The 21443-nt window shown below is 60.2% G+C and carries 6 protein-coding genes; 2 read left to right on the top strand and 4 right to left on the bottom strand.

The genetic code is table 11. The annotated features are described in order from the left end of the window. Positions 1–110 precede the first annotated feature (110 nt). Positions 111–2492: an ABC transporter permease gene (locus WCA10_RS25255; RefSeq protein WP_472825323.1), complete on the bottom strand. Its 2382-nt coding sequence runs from the start codon at positions 2490–2492 to the stop codon at positions 111–113. 635 nt (positions 2493–3127) lie between these two features. On the opposite strand from WCA10_RS25255, the gene WCA10_RS25250 reads away from it, so the two are divergent. After that, on the top strand, positions 3128–6256 hold the full coding sequence (locus tag WCA10_RS25250) for a protein kinase domain-containing protein (protein ID WP_472825322.1): 3129 nt from the start codon (positions 3128–3130) through the stop codon (positions 6254–6256). Positions 6257–6275: 19 nt separating this feature from the next. Here WCA10_RS25250 and WCA10_RS25245 read toward each other — a convergent pair whose 3' ends face one another. Together WCA10_RS25245 and WCA10_RS25240 are read right to left on the bottom strand one after the other, a co-directional pair. Then, positions 6276–6797: a hypothetical protein gene (locus WCA10_RS25245; protein WP_472825321.1), complete on the bottom strand. Its 522-nt coding sequence runs from the start codon at positions 6795–6797 to the stop codon at positions 6276–6278. A 662-nt stretch (positions 6798–7459) separates the two neighbouring features. Further along, the gene (locus WCA10_RS25240; protein ID WP_472825320.1) at positions 7460–18598 is read right to left on the bottom strand and encodes a Kelch repeat-containing protein; all 11139 of its coding nucleotides are present in this window, start codon (positions 18596–18598) and stop codon (positions 7460–7462) included. Positions 18599–19060: 462 nt separating this feature from the next. Here WCA10_RS25240 and WCA10_RS25235 point away from each other — a divergent pair, with 462 nt between their 5' ends. Further along, complete coding sequence (locus tag WCA10_RS25235) at positions 19061–20737, top strand: SpoIIE family protein phosphatase (protein ID WP_472825319.1); 1677 nt, start codon at positions 19061–19063, stop codon at positions 20735–20737. A gap of 224 nt (positions 20738–20961) precedes the next feature. On the opposite strand, the gene WCA10_RS25230 is transcribed toward WCA10_RS25235, so the two are convergent. After that, positions 20962–21153 carry a hypothetical protein gene (locus WCA10_RS25230; protein ID WP_472825318.1) on the bottom strand — a complete coding sequence of 64 codons (192 nt, stop codon included), beginning with the start codon at positions 21151–21153 and terminating at the stop codon, positions 20962–20964. Between the last annotated feature and the right edge of the window lie 290 nt (positions 21154–21443).

Genomic DNA, 21443 nt, shown 5'->3' with positions numbered 1-21443 from the left:
TACGCCGCAAAGAACTTCCCTCGCAGATCGTTCGAGTATGGTTCCGGCATCTGGGTGTGCGGACAATCGCCACCTTTAGCTTGCAACACAAATGACCCCGTGCACAGTAACTAGTGAAATGCTCTAGCCGGCACATACGCCGCGGCCAAAGAGACAAAAAGCAACAGCACACCGGTTAGGGACATTGTGAGTCCGTCGGCCCACGACACACCGAACAGCAAGCCGGAGGCTGCACGGGAGAAAACCAGGGCAGCCGTCGAGCCAACGAACAGCCCAACTCCAGTGACGGTGATTGAGTGGCCGAGAACCAGCCGCAGGATATCCCTGCGGGAAGCTCCCAGGGCCATGCGGATCCCGAGTTCGTTCGTGCGCTCGGCTACGGAGTACGAGACCAGTCCATACGTTCCAATCGCAGCAAGGACAAGAGCAATAGTCGAGAACACACTAAGCAACCATGTTTGAAAACGCCGGCGATTTCCCAGCCGTTCAAGTTGCGATTCGACCGTAGAGATTTCGAACCTCGGAATGTCGGGGCTAACTCTCAAGATCGCACCCCGCACATTACTTGCAAGAGAAAGCCGATCTTGCGCGCCACGCACAATCACATCCATGGACGCAGTCCACGGAGCCTGATTCTGCGGTAAAAAGAATTGAGGCAAGGAGCGGCTTTCCGGACCATTGGGAAGCGTGTCGCTCACCAAACCAACTACTGTTCGCCAGGCGGACGGACTCTCACCGGGGACCCCGTAGCGAAATCGCTTGCCTGTCGGATCTTCGCCGGGCCAAAATCGTCTCGCCATGGCTTGGTTGACAATAGCGACGAGCTGAGAACCAGCGTTATCCTCGGGTGAGAAGTAGTGGCCACGCAGCAGCGCTACGCCGGCAGTTTTGAAGTACGCGTCGCTGACCACATGAGAACTGCACGTAGCCGCTTTATCGTCTCTTGAAAATTGCGAACGTCCTTCCAGTTCAATCACGTCATCGGGAACATAATCGCTGAATTGTGCATCGATCGCCCCTGCCCCTCGTACTCCCGGTATCGCCCCGATACGTTCGAGCACTTCGTCATAAAACTTCGCAGGGTCCTGATCTGAAGGAGCGTCAAGATGGAGAAAGAGCAGGCCATGAGGCTGGTAGCCTAGGTCCACGTTCTCCACGCGCATGAGGCTACGGATCATCAGTCCCGTGCCAGTAACCAAAACCATTGCAAGAGCGATCTGCAACGACATGAACGCGCTCCCCATGCGGCGGCGGGCGCGGCTGCCCGCAACGGTCCGTCCGCCCGCCTTTAGCGCCGCGTGAGGGTCACGGCGAGCATTCATCCAGGACGGACCAAGACCGAAGATCAGACTGGTCAAGAGGGAAACAAGCAGACAGAAAGTCAGTATCGCTGGATCAAGGTGAATGTCTCCGAAGCCTCTGATTTCCGTTGGGCCAAGAGCTCGGAGCACGGGAATGGCAGCCGCTGCTAACGCTATGCCAGGAAGAGCAGAGAAAAGCGACAAAAGCAAGCACTCGAGCATCTGCAAGCGGATAAGGTGTGCGCCGCTGGCACCCAATGCGGTCCGGACAGCACGCTCTCGCTCCCGTGAGCTCTGACGGGCAAGTAAGAGAGTGGCGACGTTCGCGCACCCAATCAGCAAGAGAAAGGAGACGGCGCCAAAGAGCGTCCAGAGGGCGGCGCGCGTCCCCGGACGAACGAGTTCAGTTGGCAGCGGCACGACGCTAATCGATTTTCCCGCTTCGAATAACGGGTATTGGTAACCGAGACCTGTGCTGATCGAGTCCATTTCCTGTTGCGCCCGCTGCCAAGTGATTCCCGGTTCAAGCCGCGCGATCGCATTGAACGCATCGGCTTGTCTCGCTGTCAAGAAGGCGGGCCAGTTTGAAATGAACGACAGAGGAATCCAGATGCTTGTTTCTGAGGACGGAAAATCAAAACCAGCCGGCATTACACCGGTGACAATAGCTCGTTTGTGATCGATTTCAATCGATGCGCCAATCGCATTACGTGCGCCGGCGAAATGCGATTGCCAGAATGCGTGGCTGATCACAGCCACCTGCACACGGTGGTCCTCCTCTTCTTGAGTCCAGTCTCGGCCGAGTACTGGCGTAACACCCAGCACGGAAAAGAATTCTGAGGAGACTCGCCCCACCTTGGTGCGTTCGACAGGCACAGCATCAGTAAGATCCGCCGTGTCCACACGAAGCATGGCGGCAATCTCGGTGAAGCTGCGGGATTCACGCTTCCAGTCCTGTATGTCCGGATAAGAAGTCCAGTTCCTCTGAATATCCTTGCTAGGCACTGCGGACCAAAGCATCACGAGGCGAGCCGGAGCGTGATACGGTAGCGGACGCAGCAGAACCGCCTTGATCACGCTGAACATGGTCGTAATAGCGCCGATGCTCAGGGCCATGGTGACCACTCCGGTGAAGGTGAATCCAGGACTGCGGAAGAGTCCGCGGCCCACCTGCCTTATCTGTTTTGCCAAATCGACAATCCCTTGAAAGCCCATCTTGACACCTGTTGGCCCACATTATCGACCATATGATGCTGATTCTAGAAGAGCGCATAATCGTTAAATCACTCAGTGAGTCGGATTGCTCATCGAGATGTCGGCAAGGGTTTAGGAATCGAGAGCGAGAGATCTTCTGTCTTTGGCATGCTCGTGGGGAAGCCGGCGCGCCTGAAGCACACCGCGACGTCGACACTTCTCGTGCCGGGGCAGTCCCGAAAGGGTTCTAACGTTTTCGAGGACAAATCAGCATCGAAAGACCAATTGATTCTGGTTCACAGCGTTGGTGGTCGGAGCGGATCATTTGCCATCATGATCGAGAAGCAGCGTTCAATTCGAGAAGCGCAATACGAACTGTTCGAACCATGCTTTTGGCGGAGGGGACAATGGGCTGGTGGACTCATGGGAGCAGCCTATCCGGAATTGCGGGGAGGGCTCGACAACCCCACATCGATATTGCATGGAGAGACATAGATATTGCATGGAGAGGACAGCCTCGTTGAGGTGCAAGGTATATGATTTTAACGGGATGTCAACACGTGGTCGTTCCAGGGCGTGTCCGACAGGGTTGCCGCTTCCTCCAGCTTCAGGCAGTTTTCTGAGAACTCAACATGAGTGACTCCACGCGGTCCGATAAGAAACCTGTCCCCAGAAAGCCCGGCCCTGCGGGCATTGGAACTCCGTTTGCGGGTGAAAGTTCCTCTGGGAACATCCCAAATCCCGCAGAGAAGCGCCCCCAATTCGATCCCAACGCTACTATTGTCGACACTCCATCCCGATTTGTTCCCGAAGGGAAGCTGGCGGACGCTGACGCCACCCTTATTGATTTCCAAGCGAAGGTGGTGGATGCCAACGTCACAATTCCGCCGGGAACCTCGGTTCGAGCAACCCCTTCGCCGCGATCGCCATCCCCTCGCGGCACGATTTCCGATCCGCGAGGGGGTGCTGCCGAATCCAGGATTGGCGAACTGCTTTGCGGACGTTATGAACTTCTGCAGTTGCTCGGCGAAGGCGGTATGGGCGCCGTCTACAAGGCTCGAGACCTTGAACTGGAGCGGGAAGTCGCGCTCAAAGTAATCCGGCCCGAGATGGCGGATCATCCTGAGATTCTGCAGCGCTTCAAACAAGAGCTGATCCTTGCGCGCCAGGTCACAGACCGGAATGTCATCCGTATTTTCGATATCGGTGAAGCGGGAAAGACAAAGTTCATCACCATGGAGTACCTGGAGGGTGAAAACCTCAATCAGATACTCAGTGAACGGGGCAAGCTGGAGGTCGCGGAAGCAGTCGGCATCATGGAACAGGTGGCCTGCGGGTTGGCCGCGGCGCACCGGGAAGGAATCATCCATCGGGATTTGAAGCCGGGCAACATCATGCGCGACAAGAGCGGCCGCGTGGTGGTCATGGACTTTGGATTAGCTCGGACCCTCTCCGGTGATGGAATGACGCGCGCCGGCGCGATGCTTGGGACGATCGAATATATGTCTCCGGAGCAGGCGCAGGGCATGGAACTGAAGGCCAGCTCGGATATCTTTACCTTCGGTCTGATTCTGTATGAGTTGCTGGCCGGAGTCACGCCATTTTATGCAGAAAGCGCGATCGCGAGCTTACTGAAGCGCACGCAACAACGCGCTGTACCGTTGGCAGATGTCGACAAGCACATCCCCGGTCAGCTGAGCAATATTGTCAGCAAATGTCTCGAGAAGGAACCGGCCAACCGCTACCAAAACGCTGAGGAACTCGATGCGGATCTCCGCGCCTGGCAAGGCAGAAGCGGAGGGAAGAAGGTTTCTGCATCTTCGACGCGGCTGCGGATGAACCGCATTCGGGAGCTTCCCTGGCCTCGCCTCGCGATCGCGGGCTTTCTGATTGTGGCGATCGCAGCCGGAATTGCCTGGTACGTGATCGGGAGGCAACAGTCGGCGAAATCAGCGGCGCATGGTCCGATCTCGGTGCTGGTTGGGGATTTTGCGAATCATACCGGCGACCCGATTCTGGATAACACTCTGGAGCAGATGCTGGGGGTTGCGCTGGAGGGCGCCAGCTTCATCAACGTATACAGTCGCGGGGACGCACGGAAGCAGGCCGAGAAGCTTCCGCATTCCACGGACAAGCTGGACGAGCAGTCGGCGCGGCTGATCGCCGTGAACCAGGACATCAACACGGTGATTACGGGCGAAATCGACCTGCGCGGCGACCAGTACGATATTTCGGCCGTTGCCCTGGATGCGGTGAGCGGGAAGGAAATCGCAAAATCGGAAGTCACGGTTTCAAATAAGCAAGATATCCTGAAGAGCCTTCCGGAACTGGCAGCGCCGATTCGCAAGGCGCTGGGCGACTCGACGCCGACGTCAGTGCAATTTGCCGAGGTCAGCGGCGGCTTCAAGGCGGCTTCGCTTGAGGCGGTTCACCAGGCTTCGATCGGTGTGGATGAACAGTTCGCGGGCAAATTCCAGGAGGCCTTCAATGCGTTCCAGAAGGCCGCGGCTCTGGATCCGAAACTTACGTGGGCCTATACAGGCATGGCAGCCATGGCGCAGAACCTGGGAAGGCCCGAAGATGCTGTGAAGTACATGCAGCAGGCGATGCAGTACGTTGACAACATGACGGAGCGGGAACAGTATCGCGACCGGGGTCTGTACTATCGCGTGACAGGCGACTGGCAGAACTGCGTGCAGGAATATACGCGGCTCGTGACCCGCTATCCGGCCGATCGCGTGGGCCAGAACAATCTTTCGATCTGCTATACACAGTTACGCAACGCGCCCAAGGCGCTGGAAGCGGCCAAACGCGCGGTAGCGATCGTTCCCAAGGGCGTTGGCCCGCGTCTGAACCTGGCATTCATCAGCGCCTTTGCGGGAGATTTCGCCGGGAGCGAACGGGAGGCGCGCACCGCGCTTCAAATCAATCCGAAGGCTGCGCAGGGCTACCTGGTGCTTGCGGAAGCGCAATTGGGGCAAGGCCAGATCGAGAATGCGAGCCATTCGTATCACCAGTTGGAGAGTTTTGGTCCGGACGCCGCATCCACCGCGACGGCAGGACTGGCCGATCTCGCTGCCTACCAGGACAAACATGCAGACGCAGTGAGCATCCTGAAGCAAGGCGCCGCCGCCGATCTTGCGGCCAAGAACAACGACGGCGCAGCGAGGAAATACGTGATGCTTGCGAAGATCGAGGAATCGCAAGGAAGCCATGCCGCCGCGCTTGCCGACACCGACAGGGCACTCGCCGAGAGCCAGATTGCTCCGATTGAGTTTCTGGCAGCGAGCACGTATGCCGATGCCGGTGAGTTGGGCAAAGCACAAAAGCTGGAGACCAGTCTCTCTTCGTCGCTGTCAAGCGAGTCGCAGGCTTACGGCAAGATCATTGCGGGCCTGATCGCAATGAAGAAGAAGGATACCAACGAAGCGATCCGGGAGATGACGGCCGCGAACAACCTGCTCGACACCTGGATCGGCCACTTCGAACTCGGGCGTGCCTACCTTGAAGCGGGGGCGTTCACCGAGGCCGACGCCGAATTCGATCGATGCCTTAAGCGGCGCGGCGAAGCGATCGAGCTGTTCGACGACAACGTGCCAACTTTCGAATATTTTCCGCCCGTGTACTACTACGAGGGCCGCGCGCGGGAGGGCATGAAGAGCGCGGGGTTCGCGGAGTTTTACAGGAGCTATCTCGGCATTCGGGGGCAGTCGTCGGATGATCCGCTGGTGTTGGATATACGTCACCGTTTAGGCAACTGAAGCGTCTCGCGGCGGGGGACTACCCGTTCTCTTCTTCGTCCTCGTCCTCGTCTTCTTCTTCGTCATCGTCCTCTTCTTCGTCATCGTCCTCTTCTTCATCCTCGTCGCCGGGATGGATGCAGCGGGGGCAGAGTTCGGTGTAGAGACAGTCGTTGCAGTCCTCGTCGTCTTCGCAGACATAATCGAGTGGAGCGAGTTCGGCGCCGTCCGGGGCCTGCTCGGCGGACTGGACAGTTTCGGCCGCGTCGAAGAGCTGCTTGCTATCAATGAGCTGCGCGGCGATTCTGAGGCCGTTGAAAAGAGCCGCGGCCTTTCTGAGTTCGAGGCGGCCGCTGATGACGGCGTCGTTGATGCGGGCAACGGAGAGCTGGATGGCGGCGGGATCGTCGGGTGCGGGGAGTTGCAGCGGTCCAAACTTCAGGTGGGGCTCGGCGCCGACCGATTGGGTTTTGGAGTGGTAGTAACAAAACGGGCCGCCCTTCAGGGCGGGGGACTCGCAGCGGAGTCCGCTGGTCTTGATGTGACGACATGCCATGAACATGTTGGTGAAACTCCCTTCAAATGCCTTTTCCGGTAAAGTCCTGATTGCAGGCGAGTTAGCCTCAAATGGGGTCGTCGTAACTACTTGGAAGCAAACAGGTTAAGTCGCAAAGTATTCATAAATAAGAGCTTGTGGGCGTTTTCGACGGTTTGCGCCGTTTCAGGGGCAGGATTGTCCCATATGGTGGCCTGGAGTCCCCAAAAATGGGCGGCCCGGGGTGAATGCTCACCAGGCCGCCCGCGCCGTCTTCGTCACTTTGTCGTACTAAGGCAAGTGTAGGGAATTCGGAGAAATAACCTGCAAAACTCCGTAGAAAATATATGCAATAGAATCAAATAGATGGATGGATTTTTGGCCGAATGGCTATTGACATCAATTGAGGTGAACCCCTTGAGTGAGACAGTATTGGCGTGCGCGGAGCGAAGTTAGTGGGAACCGGCGTTTGTGGATTCACGCCCATGGCGCGCATTTCCCTCAGCGGCTAAAGCCGACGAGGATATTGTGCTGCTTACGGCATGGCTGAAGCCATGCCCTTTCAAAGCAACGAGTTCTTCCGTAGCCTGTAAGGCCGTGCCCTTGTTACAAAACCTGCGCTGACGTAGACGGTGAACGGTAGACAGTGAACGGTAGACAGTGAACAGTCGACAGTGAACAGTGCTCGGCTAGAACTTTGCGCACTGTCCCTGTTTGGTTGGGGCGGTGTTTCCACCGCCGGTGATGGAACTGTTTGACTGGCATTGCAGCGCATTGGCGATGACGTTCGTGAATATCTGCGTGGCTCCTCTGTTGCTCTGCACCTGCATGCTGACGCCCACCGTGTTTCCATCGATGGTGGTGGCTCCGGAGTTACTCTGCACCTGCACGCTGCCGCTGACTTTGTTTCCATCCATGGTGACAGGCGCGGGGTTACTGGCAACCTGCAGGCTGCCTTTGACGATGTTGCCTGCACAGGATGGCGTACCGGAACCGATGAGGACGGCGGCGCTGCTGGTTTGAACCACCAGACTGCCGGAGATCGTGGCGCCGCAAACCTGGTTGGTAGCCGTGCTTTTGGTGAGGCTCTGGATGGTGAGGCTGCCCTTGATGGTGGTGGACGGACCGATGGTGAAGGCGCCGCCCGTGGTGATGGTGACGCTGCTTCCGACGGTCGCGCCGTTCAGAACGAGATTGCCGCCGGTCTCGGTGATGCTGCCGGATGTGCCTCCACCGATGAAGACGCAGTTCTGGCCTTTGCTGACGCTCAGGCTGCCTTTGAAGGTGCCGCTGTACGCTCCGTTGCAAGTGGTGCCGGATGGAGGAACCGATCCGGTGTACGTAACGGTCAGGGTGCCGTTCACGTAGAGGAAGTCGTAGTTTGTTGCGGCAAGGGTGCCGGTTGAAACCGTGATGGGATAACTGCCGGGATTGCTGGCTGAAGTGGCAGTGGTGGAGAGAGCCGGCGCGGTGTTGTTCAGGACCGACGAGGTATCTGAATTCACGTAGCCGGTGATGGTGTAGTCGTTCGTTAACGATGGGATCGACTGGCCGTAGGCGATGGTGAGATTTCCCGCCTTAACCGTGAGGACCGCAGGGGCGATGTTGAACAACTGGGTGGCCGAGGCTGCGCTATAGGTCTTGTTATCCGAACCGACTCCCGATGGCGCCATTGCGGTAACGCTGCACTTGCCGGCACCGGTGATCGCGATCTTATCGGCGCCTGTCATGGTACACGGGCCCGATGCGGTGAAGGTGACAGTGAAGCCGGAAGGGGAGGCCGTCGCACTGACCGAGACCGGACTGTTGCCATACTGCGCGTTGGGCAATTGCGGGAAGGTGATGGTCTGCGCAGTGAGGTTCGAACCCTGGGGCACGATCATGAATGTGCCGGAGACAGGATCGGCGGCGTTATAGGCAGGCGCGGGCGCTGGAATGGTAGTGCTGTCGCCTGGCTGCGACGCGGTGATGGTGCAGCTTCCGGTGCCGTTGAGCGTCACCGTGGCCGAAGAAACAACCTGGCTTGTATCGAGCGACGAAGCTCCTACGGAACAAGAGCCAGTGGCGGCGAAGCTGACCAGTTGGTGGTTTGGCGTCAGCGTTCCATTGGAAAGGACACCAGCAGTCGCGGAGACAGGGAGTGTCGATGACGAGAGCGGCACTGAACTCGGCAGAGGCGCGAGAACAATGGTCTGATCAACCGTCATCACTGCCGGAGACGAAGGTCCGCTCTGTCGTTGCGTGGCAGTGCCGGGGTCTGGAGCAAGCGTGGTGGTGATGGTGTAGACAACGGTTCCGGACAGAGGCGGGTTGGTGTCGGTGAACGTGGTCGCCGGCGGATTTCCACCAACGCCGCTAACACTGCCGATCACAACTGGAGTTCCGCCGTTGACGCTGCGGTAGATGGTGTAGGTGTCGACGACACCGAACCCGGGAGCAGTCCAATTGACGACTACGCCTTGCGTGGTGGAAGTCTCGGTGGGTGCGGTCGGGGGACGGACGATGGAGTTGGCGGTGCTGTAATCCAATTCAGTGGAAGCCGCGCCGCCGCCGCCGAGGGTGACGTTGCCGCCGCCGCCCAGCGTGACATTGCCGCCGGCACCGAGGGTGACGTTGCCGCCGCCACCGAGCGTAACGACGCCGCCTGCGCCGAGGGTGACGTTGCCGCCGCCGCCGAGCGTGACGGTGCCGCCGCCGCCAAGAGTGATGTTGCCGCCGGCGCCCAGCGTGACATTGCCGCCGCCACCCAGGGTGACATTGCCGCCGCCGTCGAGAGTGATGTTGCCGCCGGCACCCAGAGTGACGGTACCGCCAGCACTGACGGGGTAGATGCCCGGACCGTCCTGCGTGCCGTTGATTGTGCCGCCGCCAGCGCCGAGGGTAACGGTGCCGGGTGAGTTCATGGTGATGGTTCCGCCGCCGGTGATGTTGCCGCCTGCGCCGAGAGTGACATTGCCGCCGCCGCCCAGGGTCACGGTTCCACCGCCGCCAAGAGTGATGTTGCCGCCGGCGCCGAGGGTGACGGTTCCGCCTGCTCCGAGAGTGACGTTGCCACCGCCGCCGAGGGTGATGTTGCCGCCGGCGCCGAGGGTGACGGTTCCTCCTGCGCCGAGCGTGACGTTGCCGCCGCCGCCGAGAGTGACATTGCCGCCGCCGCCGAGGGTGATGGTTCCACCACCGCCGAGGGTGATGTTGCCTCCGCCATTGAGAGTGACGGTACCGCCGCCACCAAGCGTGACGGTGCCACCTGCGCCGAGGGTTACGTTGCCACCGCCGCCGAGGGTGACATTGCCGCCTGCGCCGAGCGTGACGTTGCCACCTGCGCCGAGGGTTACGTTGCCACCGGCGCCAAGGGTGATGTTGCCGCCGCCGCCGAGCGTGACCGTTCCACCAGCGGGCACGAAATAAGAGCCGCCCGTGGAGGGAATCGTGACAGTGCCGCCACCAGCGGGAAGCGTGATGGTGCCGCCCGCGCCGAGGGTGACAGTGCCACCCGCACCGAGGGTGACGTTGCCGCCACCGCCGAGGGTGATGGTGCCGCCGCCGCCAAGGGTGACATTGCCGCCGGCTGGGAGTGCGATGATGCCGTTGCTACCCGCGGTGAGGATGGTGTTGCCGCCAGCGCCGAGGGTTACGTTGCCGCCTCCGCCGAGGGTGATGGTACCGCCGCCGCTGATGGTGCCGCCGGTGGGCATGGTCACGTTTCCGCCAGGGACGGTGATGGAGCCGCCGGCGCCAAGAGTCACGGTGCCCCCGGGACCGACGGAGACACTTCCGCCCGGAGCGATATTGAGCGGGGTGGTTGAGGAGCCAAACGCAAGCACACTCGCCAGCGACGCGAACTGTCCCCCGGTTGCGCCTACCTGGCGAAGGTCGATGTTGGAGAGGTCGTTGAAGCCGCGCAGGGTGGAGTAGGACTGTCCATCGAAGGTGATGTTCTGCCCGTTCGACCAGGCTGGAGTAATGGGAGCGATGGACCCATTGACGCGGTATCCAACATCACCGCCGAGCGGAGCGCCGTCACAGTGCAGCGTGGCGGAGCTGGCGGTGGGACTGGGAGCGGTTGGAGTGTACCAGGATGAGGTTGGGAAGGTGGCCGCGTTGCCGACGAATCCCGGGTCAGTGTCAAGAAGCGTGGTGATGGAACCGAACGAGGATTGGGTGAGCATAGTGAGTGTCTGGTTGGAGAAGGCAACGGCTGAAGTCGGTCCCACGCCATCGAGCTGGAAGAGGTAATTCATGATGCTCTGGTAGTTGGGCTTGCAGTTGGCTTCAAAGGTAGGGACGTAACTGCCGGCTGTGTCGTAGTAGAGGCCGCCGTGGCTGAGGCCGATGGTGTGGCCCAGTTCGTGGAAGAGAGTGCCGGCAAGGACGGTGGCTTTCTTGCTCATGTCCTGGGTCAGAGATGTCTCCCAGAGGCCGAGCGTGACGGCGGAGTCTGCGCCGCCGAGATCGGAGTAGCCGGAGATGCTGGTAACCGTTCCAGAGGTGATGCCGATGACGGGTTCGGGGAGCGTGTTGTTGGGGTAGCTCCAGTTGGTGGTGACGCTGGAGGGAGTGGGAATGACGATGATCCGGGAGTCGGGACAGGACGATGTATCGTAGACCCCGTTGAGGCTCGGCATTCCCTGTATGCCGGAGACAGTGATGCGACTCGGACAATAGTTGATGGTTCCCTGAGCGCCGCGGTCGGTGGTGACAATGGTGGTTGTGCCGTTGGCGACAGCATTGATGGATGTGAGTGTCTGGTAACGCGTGTTCCACGCAGGTATGGCGAGGGAGTGACCGAAAAGAACGTAGTGGTAGCTGTCTTTCTGTCCGTAGGGGAAGCGCGGAGAGCAATCGCTGCCGGCGGCGCAGGAAGCGAAGTTGCGCGGCCAGACCTTGGAGAACTCGAGGCTGTTCTTCCAGCCGACGACGCCGGGCTCGCCGGGGAACTGGCAGGGCTGGCCGGGGCTGTCGACGCAGGTGCTTTCGGGGACGGCATTGCCGATCTGGAGATGGAGCGCGACACCCGCATTCGCGAATGCCTGTTGAACCATGGCAAGCGGATCGTTGCCTTGCGAGTCTGGCGAGGGGAAGAGATTCTCTTTGTTGGGATCGCACGATCCGTCGGAGAGGATGCCGCCGCACATGTAGTCGAGTTGGACGAAGAGGTCCTTGTGTCCAGCTTTTGCGCCGGGCAGACCGACCCATGCTCCGGTCTTCACGTCGTAGTAGCCGGGCTCGCCGCTATGGAAATCGTTCCCGGAAGGCCCGGCCTTCCAGGCGCCGAGAATACCGTCATTGTCGGGGTTGTTGACCAGCGCGGAGAGAATGACTGCGCCGTACGCAGCGCCGGCATTGAGCGGCGCGTCGTAATGGTCGGGGTGGCCGAGCGCAGGATTACTGAAGGCATTGTTCCAGCCGGTGGAGTCGACGAACAGAGTCGTGACCTCGCCTGAAATGTTCCCTCCGCCGGCAGCATCGTAGAATCCCTGGATGTTTTGGGTTGTCGAGGAGGGCGGGATCGCCGAGCCGTCGTAGATGACGACAGCCTTGAGGGGGAAGTTGGGTGACAAGACGCGATAGATGATGACCAGGCTTGCGCCCTCGGTGAGCGATACGCCGTTGGCGCCGCCTGCGGGCAGTGAGACGGTGAAGCTGCCGCTGCCGGCGCGGATGCCGTTTGCGCCATTCTGGAAGTACGTGTTGACGTTGGCGCGGTAGACGCGCAGGGTTCCGGTGACGGAAGCGACCGTGTCAGTGTAGGGCAGGTCGCTGCCTATCTGCTGACCGGCGATGGGATAGCCGAGGAAGATGGCGTTGGCGCCGGAAGGCGTTGCGGAACTCTCGATCGTTGTCCAATACAAGAAGCCATCGATGAGGTCAGCGCCCGTGGGTACGCCGGGAGTGTTGGGGCCAGTGCTGGCCGGGATGCTGATGGTTCCGGTGACCACGTTGTTGACGACCGGTGCTGCGCGGAGGGTGACGCCGGCGGCGGCATAGTCGCCGGTGACGAAGTAGTTGTCGAGCAAGGAGAGTGGATTGGGCGCTGGCGGTTGTCCGGCGCCGCTGGAGATGAGGAGTTTGACGGAAGAACCCAGCGCGACCTGCGTGCCTGCGGCGGGATTGGAGGCGATGACGCTTCCGGATGGAACGATGCTGCTGGCCGCCGTGCTGACGGAACCCGTGACCAGGCCCGCGCCAGTGAGGGTCGAGGATGCCGTGGGCTGCGTAAACCCGACGACGTTGGGAACTGCGGCAGTGACCGATTGGCCATTCAGACCGCCGATGCCGCTGAGACTGATGGTCTGGAGGGAAACCGCGGGGGAGAGATTCATCGTGTTGTCGCTGAAAACCGCCGAGCCCGTCAGATACCCAGTGCTCTGCGGCGAGAAGCCGAAGTTCAGGGAACAGCTGGAACCGGGAAGAAGCGAAAGCGTGGGCCCGCACGTGGAGAGCATCGAGAAGCTCGTGCCTGAGTTGAAGGTAGCTGTACCACTCAACGGCTGGTTGCCGACATTTTGTAATGTGGCGATCTGCGGGCTGTCAGTGCTGGTGCTGCCGACATTGGTGAGAGCAAAGGCCAGGGAAGGCACCTGCGAGCGGTTCACCTCCACGACACGGGTCTGACCATTGACGGCGATGAAGATATCGCCCAACGCATCAACCGCCAAGCCGGCTGGAATATTCAGCCCGTTGGTTGGCACGGTCGACTCAACGCCATTGGGTGAAACTTCCAGCACCACGTTGTTGATTTGATCCGAGACGAAGACATCACCCGCTGCATCAACGGCCACACCATTGCCTGCACCCAATCCGCCCGTCGGTATCGTGCTCTGAATCCCGCCGGCTGTAACTTTCAGCACCTGCCCGGTTCCGGAATTCAGGAAGAAGACATCACCGGCGGCATCCACCGCCGGATAGTAAGGATGGTCCACTCCGCTGGCGGGGACCGTGGTCTGGACGCCGCTGGGCGTAACCTCTACCACCCGGTTGTTGTCTCGATCCGTAATGAAGACATCGCCCGATCCATCGACCGCCACGCCAGTTGGATTTAACAGACCGATGGCGGGCACCGTGGTCTGGACGCCGCCGGGTGTAACCTTTACCACCTTGTTGCCGCCCAAATCTGCGAGGAAAACATTCCCTGCCCCATCCACCGCCACATCGTATGCGAGAGATATACCGGTCGTGGGCACCGCGGTCTGAACGCCAGAGGGCGAAATCTTAACCGCCCCTGCGTTCTCCGAAATGAAGACATTGCCCGCTGCATCCACCGCCACGCCGGATACGCCATTCAGCCCGGTTGCCGGTAGCGTGATCTGCGTGCCCGGGCCGAAGACGGCTAGCGGCGCCTGGCCGATGCCGTAGATGTGCGAGCTGGCAACCTGGGCGCCAGTGCTGTCGTAGAGGGTGACTGCGCCTGAGCGCAATCCGGGAGCGAGTGGGGTGAATGTGGCGTTGACCGTGCAGGAACTGCCCGCGGAGATGACGCCGGTGCAGGTGTCGCCGCCAGCGAGCGCGAAATCAAGGCCGGTTGCGCCCTGTGTGACGACCTGGGCGGCGCCAAGGGTGGTGGGCGCCGGAGCATAGTAGCTCAGCGTGATGGTCGTTTTGCAGGGTGCAGGAGTGATCTGGCCGGCAGGGCAGACATTGACGTTGCCAAAGGATCCATATTCGAGCACACGGTTGTTGGCGTAGTCGGTTACGTAGAGATTGCCGCCGTTGTCGAGGGCCAGTCCAAACGGCGCCCATAAGCTGTTAGCGCCGATCCCGCCGTTGTTGGAGGAACTGGCGGTGAAGTCGTTCGCCTGTCCGTAGACGCGCGTCGCGGTGGTACTTCCGAAGGGATAGAACAGCACACGGTTGTTGGAGCGGTCGGTCACATAGAGATCGCCACTCGAGTCCACGGTGGCGTACATGGGATTGTTCAGACTGTTGGCGCTGACTCCGCCGTTGTTCGCGAAATTTGTCGTGAACCCGGGCTGCCCGTAGACCTGCGTTGCGGTGGTGCTGCCGTAGGGATAGAACAACACGCGATTGTTAAAAATGTCGCACACGTAGAGATCGCCACTCGAGTCCAAGGCAACTCCCGTAGGTTGGTTCAAGCTGTTCGCGCCGAGGCCGCCGTTGTTCAAATTGACGCTGGTAAAGCTTCCACCTTGCCCGTATACCTGCGTGGCGGTGGTGCTGCCGGCGGGGTAGAACAGTACGCGGTTGTTCTGGTAGTCAGATATGTAGAGATTGCTGCTGCTATCCACAGCTAATCCGAAGGGCTCATAGAGGCCGTTGGCGCTGACCCCGCCGTTGTTCGCCGTGTTGGTGGTGAAGCTGCCGTTTTGCCCGTAGACCTTCGTGGCGGTGGTGCTGCCGGCGGGGTAGAACAGTACGCGGTTGTTGTACTGGTCGGCGACATAGAGATTTCCGCTGCTGTCGAGGGCAAGCCCCTGTGGATTGTTCAAGCTGTTGGCGTTGATTCCGCCGTTGTTTGCGGTGCCCGAGGTGAAGCTGCCACTCTGCCCGTAGACGCGCGTGGCGATGGTGCTGCCGGAGGGATAGAACAGCACTCTGTTGTTTTGGCCGTCGGCCACGAAGAGATTGCCGTTGGCGTCCACGACGACCCCATCAATGGCCTGAAGGCTGTTAGCGCTTATGCCGCCGTTGTCCGCGGTCCCGCTGGTAAAGCTGCCTCCCTGGCCGTAGACAACGCCCGCGGTAATGGGCTTCATCAGCCCAGGCTGCGTGGGTCCCGGCGCAACAAAACTCGCGGTGACATTCAGCGCCGTGTTCACGGTCACGCTGCATGTCGGGCTCGCTCCCGAGCTCGCGCAGGCGCCGCCCCATCCGGCGAATATCGAGTTGCCGGTAGCGGTCGACGTCAACGACACCGAGCCCGCATAACTTCCCGAACATGATCCCGAGGTGCTTCCATTGGCTCTCATGCAGTTGATCTGCGATAGATCGTCGCTCACCGTTCCCGAACCCGTGCCTACTTCTGTCACCGTGAGCGCGAAACTTGTGGCGACCGGAGAGAAGCTTGCGGAAACATCTGTCGGTGAGCCTATGTTCGTAGTTATGTTGCAGGCCTGACTCGTTCCCTGGCTCGCACAGGCCCCGCCCCAGCCCGTAAATGTAGATCCCGATGTCGGAATCTCCTGCAGTGATATACCGGTTCCGCCTGGATAGCTCGGTGAACAGGATCCACCCGACGCCGGAGACACGACGCCTGCGATCACGTTGCAGGACACCCCTGAGGGACTGGAGGATACGTACCCGCTGCCGGTTCCAGCACCCGTCAGATTCAATGGCTCTGCAGGCTCGAACGCGGAGCCGCTGAGGGCGATCGTCTGCGTGGCAGGAGACGCATTCAAATTGTTGTCAGTCAAGGTTGAGGTGCTGACGAGATTGCCCCCGAACTGCGGCTCGAAGCTGATGCTCAAATTGCAGCCCGCACCCGGCGCCAGCGAAAAGCTCGCCGTGCAGTCGGCCGGAGTGCCCGTGCCGGCAACTTTCAGGAAGTTGGGGCCGGTGGTGACGAGTCCGGGACCGGCGGCACTCAAGGTCTGATTGCCCGCATTCAGAATCGTGAGCGATTGAGGACTGTCGGTGCTGGAAGAGCCGACATTCGTAGTGGCGAAGTCCTCTACCGGCACGAGCGACTGGTTGATCTGCAGAATCCGATGATTGCCCCCATCCCCGACATAAACCTGGCCGAGTTGGTCCACGGCCAGGTCGTAGGCGAAGATCCCGGTGACCAGTGCGATTTCGCAGGTGCTGCTGGAGCATCCGGCCGGAACTTCAGTCAACTGACCCATTCCGCCAGCCGCGGTGTTATCCGACACAAAGAGATCTCCAGCAGCGTCCACGGCTATACCCCGGGGGGCAATCCATCCGGGGCCAACTGCGATCCAGCAGCTATTGGTGGTGCAGCCAGCGGGCATCTCCGAGACGAACCCAGCGCTGCTGTCTGGAACGAAGAGATCTCCAGCGGCGTCGATTGCCAGGGTGTTCACACTGTGCCATCCGCTGCCAATGGGAATCCAGCAACTGCTGCTTGTGCAACCGGCCGGAACTTCTACAACCCCGCCCGCGCTAGGGGCGGCGACGAAGAGATCGCCCAACCCATCCACCACCACGGCGACCGGGTCAGCCGAGGGTGGATTGTAGACGGGGACCTGACAGGCGACATTGGCGCAGCCGGCTGGAATCTCCACGACCTCTTGCAATCCAGTGTCCGCGACGAAGAGATTGCCTGCTCCATCGATCGCTACACCCTGAGGGGAACTAAGCGTTCCCACGGTAGTCGTCGTACCGTTCTTAGTCCGCATCAACAAACGCCCGTTCGAGGGGTCTGAAATATACAGGTTGCCCGCCGCATCTGTTGCCATGCCACGAGGGTTGGGCGTAAAGCCTGGAGTTGCGAGCACGTTTTCGAGGGACGGGCCGCCGAGGATGGTGGTGCCGCTCAACGCAGGACCGTAGACAATTTCAGGTCCCTGGCCAACGCCATAGATCGGGGTGGTCACCAGCAGGTTCCCTAAGTAGTCAAACAGTTCCACTGCGCCAGTGCGCAGTCCAGGCGCCTTCGGAGTGAAGGTCACGTTGACGGTGCAGGTGGCGGCGCTGAGCGTGCCGGAGCAGGTGCTGCCGGTGGCGAGCGTGAAGTCGAGGCCGGCTGCGCCTTGCGTAACTACCGTGGGTGCTGGCTGCAGCGTTCTCGCACTCCCGACGTTGTAGGTGAGCGTGAGCGTACTGCTGCACGGGGTGGGCGTGCTCTGACCCGACGGACAGACATTGATGCTGCCGAAGTTCTGCGTCGGCGCGAATGTCCATGTATCGTCGAACACCTGGCTTGCGTTCTGTCCTGAGAACAGGAGGAGTTGATTCTGCGCCGAGTCGTAGACAACGGCATTCGGAGCATAACGCCCGACCGGAGGAGTGGTGGGGGAAGTCAGCTGTGTCCAGTTGCTTCCATCCCACGCCCAGGTGTCGTTCAGAAAGCCGCCGCTTCCTTCGCCGCCCCACATGATCACTTCGCCGAGCGCCGCATCATACGCCATTCCCTGCGTGTCGCGTGCGGGCGGGCTGGTTCCAGGGCTCAGCTGAGTCCAGGTTGTTCCGTTCCAAGTCCAAGTGTCGTTGCGAAAGCCCGTATTGTCGCTGCCTCCGAATAGAACGACCTGGCCGTGCGCGACGTCGTAAACCATCGAATAATCAGCCCGGGCGCTTGGGCTGCTTCCAGGGCTCAGCTGAGTCCAGTTCGTTCCATCCCACGTCCACGTGTCGCCGAGATTGCCCGAACCGCTCCCTCCGAACAAAACAACGTTGTGGTTAGTCGCGTCGTAGACCATGACGGTGGCATCGCGCGGCGAAGGACTGTTCGCCGGGTTGGAGGGGGTCACATTCGTCCAGTTGGTCCCGTCCCACGTCCACGTATCGCCGAAGCGGTTGGTCGAGGAGCTTGTTCCTCCGAAGAGCACCACCTTGTTGTGCGCGGCGTCATAGACGAGCGCGTGAGCCGCGCGTGGGTCAGGACTAACCGCCGGATTTGCCTGGGTCCAGCTGCTTCCCTTCCATAGCCAGGTGTCGTTCAGGTAGTAAGGGGAAACTTGACCGAAACCTCCGAACAAGACCACCTGGCCGTGTCCCGCGTCGTAGGTCATGGCGTGGATATAGCGCTCCTGTGGGGGATTCGCAGGCGATAGCTGATTCCAACCAGGCTGCAGAACTGGCGCCTGCGCGAATGCGCCGACCGTGGCTGTCAGCAACAGCGCTGCCACGAACGAGACAGCGCCACACACCGGGGCAAGACCCCATTGCGAAGTTCCGGGTAGAGATCTCAAGGAATTTTCAAAAAAACGTGACAAACGGGCGAAAGGAACGCAAGAGACAGCGCCAGTGAACTGGTCGGTCACGCTTGAGACCTCCTGGGGAAAGTGCCGAACTCTGCTGTGAGCGATTCGTAAGTGTAACGTGGGGAATGCTTATTGAACCATCGGAGTTTAGGAAAGCTGCGTGTATTTTTGGTAACCGCTCGAAGTTACCGAGCGGAATTTTTGCGGTGGATAAGCGACCGATGCAGTTCGCGGATCGTCAGTCGATGCTGCTTCGGAGATTGAGCTGCGCGCGTGCGTCGGAGAAGCGAAAACGATCGCATGCACGAGCGCGGCGTTTGGGGAGCAGTGCTACACGTGTCGCGGGATGCGGCACGAGGTTCTCCGATCAGAGGCAATGAGCTTGCTCCGATGGCGATTCTCGAAGACAACGCATGCAACGCAGGTTAAGATCGAAAGCCGGACAAGACTATGTCGGAGTATTCAGGATACGAAACGATTCTGGAAGTGGCGCGTTGGGACAGGGCGCCGGAGTCGGTCGTTGTTTCGCGAACGCCGTTTCTCATTGGGCGCGGGACAGACGCGGGGAATCACCTGGTGCTCGAAGATCCCCGCATCTCGCGACGCTGCGCGGTCATTGAGGAAGTCGACGGCGATTACCTTCTTAAGGATCGCGGTCATCGGCCGGGCATCTGGGTAAACGGCCGTCGCATTGTGCAGAAGATTCTCGTGCACGGCGACACGATCGAGTTCGGACTGGAGAACAGCCCGCAGATTGTCTTCATGCGCCGGCCCGCGGAGCACTATGTAGAAAGCATGCTGACGAGGCTCGGCTCGTTGCCTGCCATCGAAACGGCCGCAGTCACCGGCGGCCTAAGCAGGCTGAACCTACTGCTCGAGGCCACTTCTCTTTTGCACTCGGCGCTGCCGCTGGAGTCGGTGCTGGGCACGATGCTGGATCACGCGATGTCGGTGACCAAGGCGGAGCGGGGACTTCTGCTCGAGGCAGACGACGAGGGCGTGCTAACGGTCCGGCTGGCGCGTGGCAGCGGGGGCAGGACGCTGGCTGCGGAAAGCATTGCACCGAGCCAGACCGCGCTGCGGCAGGCGGTGAGCAAGCGCGCGGCGACAATTACCGACGATTTGAACCTGGCCGATCTAAACCTGAAGAGCGCGCAAAGCGTGGTGATCCAGGGCCTGCGCGCGGTGGTGGCCATTCCGCTGTATGCCGTGGCGCACGCCAATGCCGATGGGAGTGAGACAGCGGCAGGGCGGTTGCTGGGGGCGTTGTATCTCGACTCGCGGCGCACGACCGCCTTCACCGATGTCGACCGGCAGATTCTGGATGCGCTGGGGGCGCAGGCGGCGAGCATTCTGGACAATGCACGGCTAGTGGAGAAGGAACGCGAGCAACGAAGGTTGGAGCAGGAGCTGGCTATCGCGCGCGAAATCCAGCAAGGGCTGGTGCCGCAGGGACTTCGCGAATTCCCTTATCTGGAGATCAAAGGCATACACCTGCCCTGCCACGGGGTGGGCGGCGACTACTACGATGTGTTCCCACTCAGCGACGAGTCGACGGCCTTCCTGGTTGCCGATGTGACAGGCAAGGGGCTGGGTGCGGCGCTGCTGACGACGATGCTGCAAGGCGCGCTGAGCGGCATGAGCCTCGGCGTCGCTCCTGAGATCGTCTTCAACCACGTAAATCGCTTTCTGTGCGAGCACGCATCGGTGGGACGTTGCGCAACCATGTTTTTCGGTAAGGTCGATGCGGAGGGAGTGCTCGAGTATCTGTATGGAGGGCATCCGTCGCCGCTGCTGATTCGCGACGGCAAGGTGAGCGAACTGTACACAGAAGGAACGCTTCCCGTTGGGCTAGCGGACGAGGCTATATTCGAGGCGACGCGGGTCCAGTTGGTACCCAACGACGTGCTGGTGCTGTTCACTGACGGCATTGTGGAAGCCGCAAACACGCAGAACGAACTGTTCGGCTTCGAGCGGCTCAACGAAGTGACGGCGCGATGTGCGCAGGCCTCAATCGATACGGTGATGAAGGCAATTCTGGATGCGGTAGAGGAGTTCTCTCGAGGCACGGGACAGGCGGACGATCTCACTCTGCTGATTGTGCGGTATCGGCAGGTTGGCAATTAATGATTCGCGTGGCTGAGCCTGCCGTTTGCTGTCTCGATGGACACGTCCAGCTCCGAATAGCCGGTGATGCTGTTGCATCGGAAGACGGGAAGATTGCCGGTACGACGAGGGCCATCGCCGAGTGTGGATTTAGTTACGAGCGTTCCAAAAGTTGTTGAGGCGGGGACGCCTTTGGTATTTTCGGACGGCCATTCGGAGCGTTACATTTCACGGGCTGACTGGATCTACTGCGTGTAGCGCCAGCGTACGCTCAGGTGAACGCTGGCCGCTGAGATAACGCCGCCTTGAAGAAAATGGCCCCTCAAGTACCCTCCCGAAAACTGCGTTCCATCGGTATACTTCAATTCCACTCGCGAGTTGTCTTTGGGATGAGTATTTGGATCTCTGGGGTTGAACTTGCGCCATTCTTTCTTCATACATTGATCTTAGCACCCGTTGAATTTTCCTATTCCCTGGAGATCGTCCGATGATGAGAAGTTCCCTCGGCAGGAGGAGAGGACGGGTTACTGTCGCAGGCACCTGTTTGAGAATCACCGACCAGCGTGGAGCGAGATATAACTGTATTGTTTGCCGCGGGAACTGTGACGGAATTCTCGACCCGCCGTTCCGGCTCGCAGTCTCATCTTTTTCCCAGTCCACTTAAACTCTCGCGGGTCGTGGCGCGCATTTTGACTCCGTTTTTGCGTTCACTGAGTCATCTTGAACC

This window comes from Occallatibacter sp. (genome assembly GCF_049582745.1).
Taxonomy (GTDB): Bacteria; Acidobacteriota; Terriglobia; order Terriglobales; family Acidobacteriaceae; genus Telmatobacter.
The sequence above is the reverse complement of the archived record's forward strand: the minus strand, read 5'-3'. Positions and strand labels throughout refer to the sequence as shown.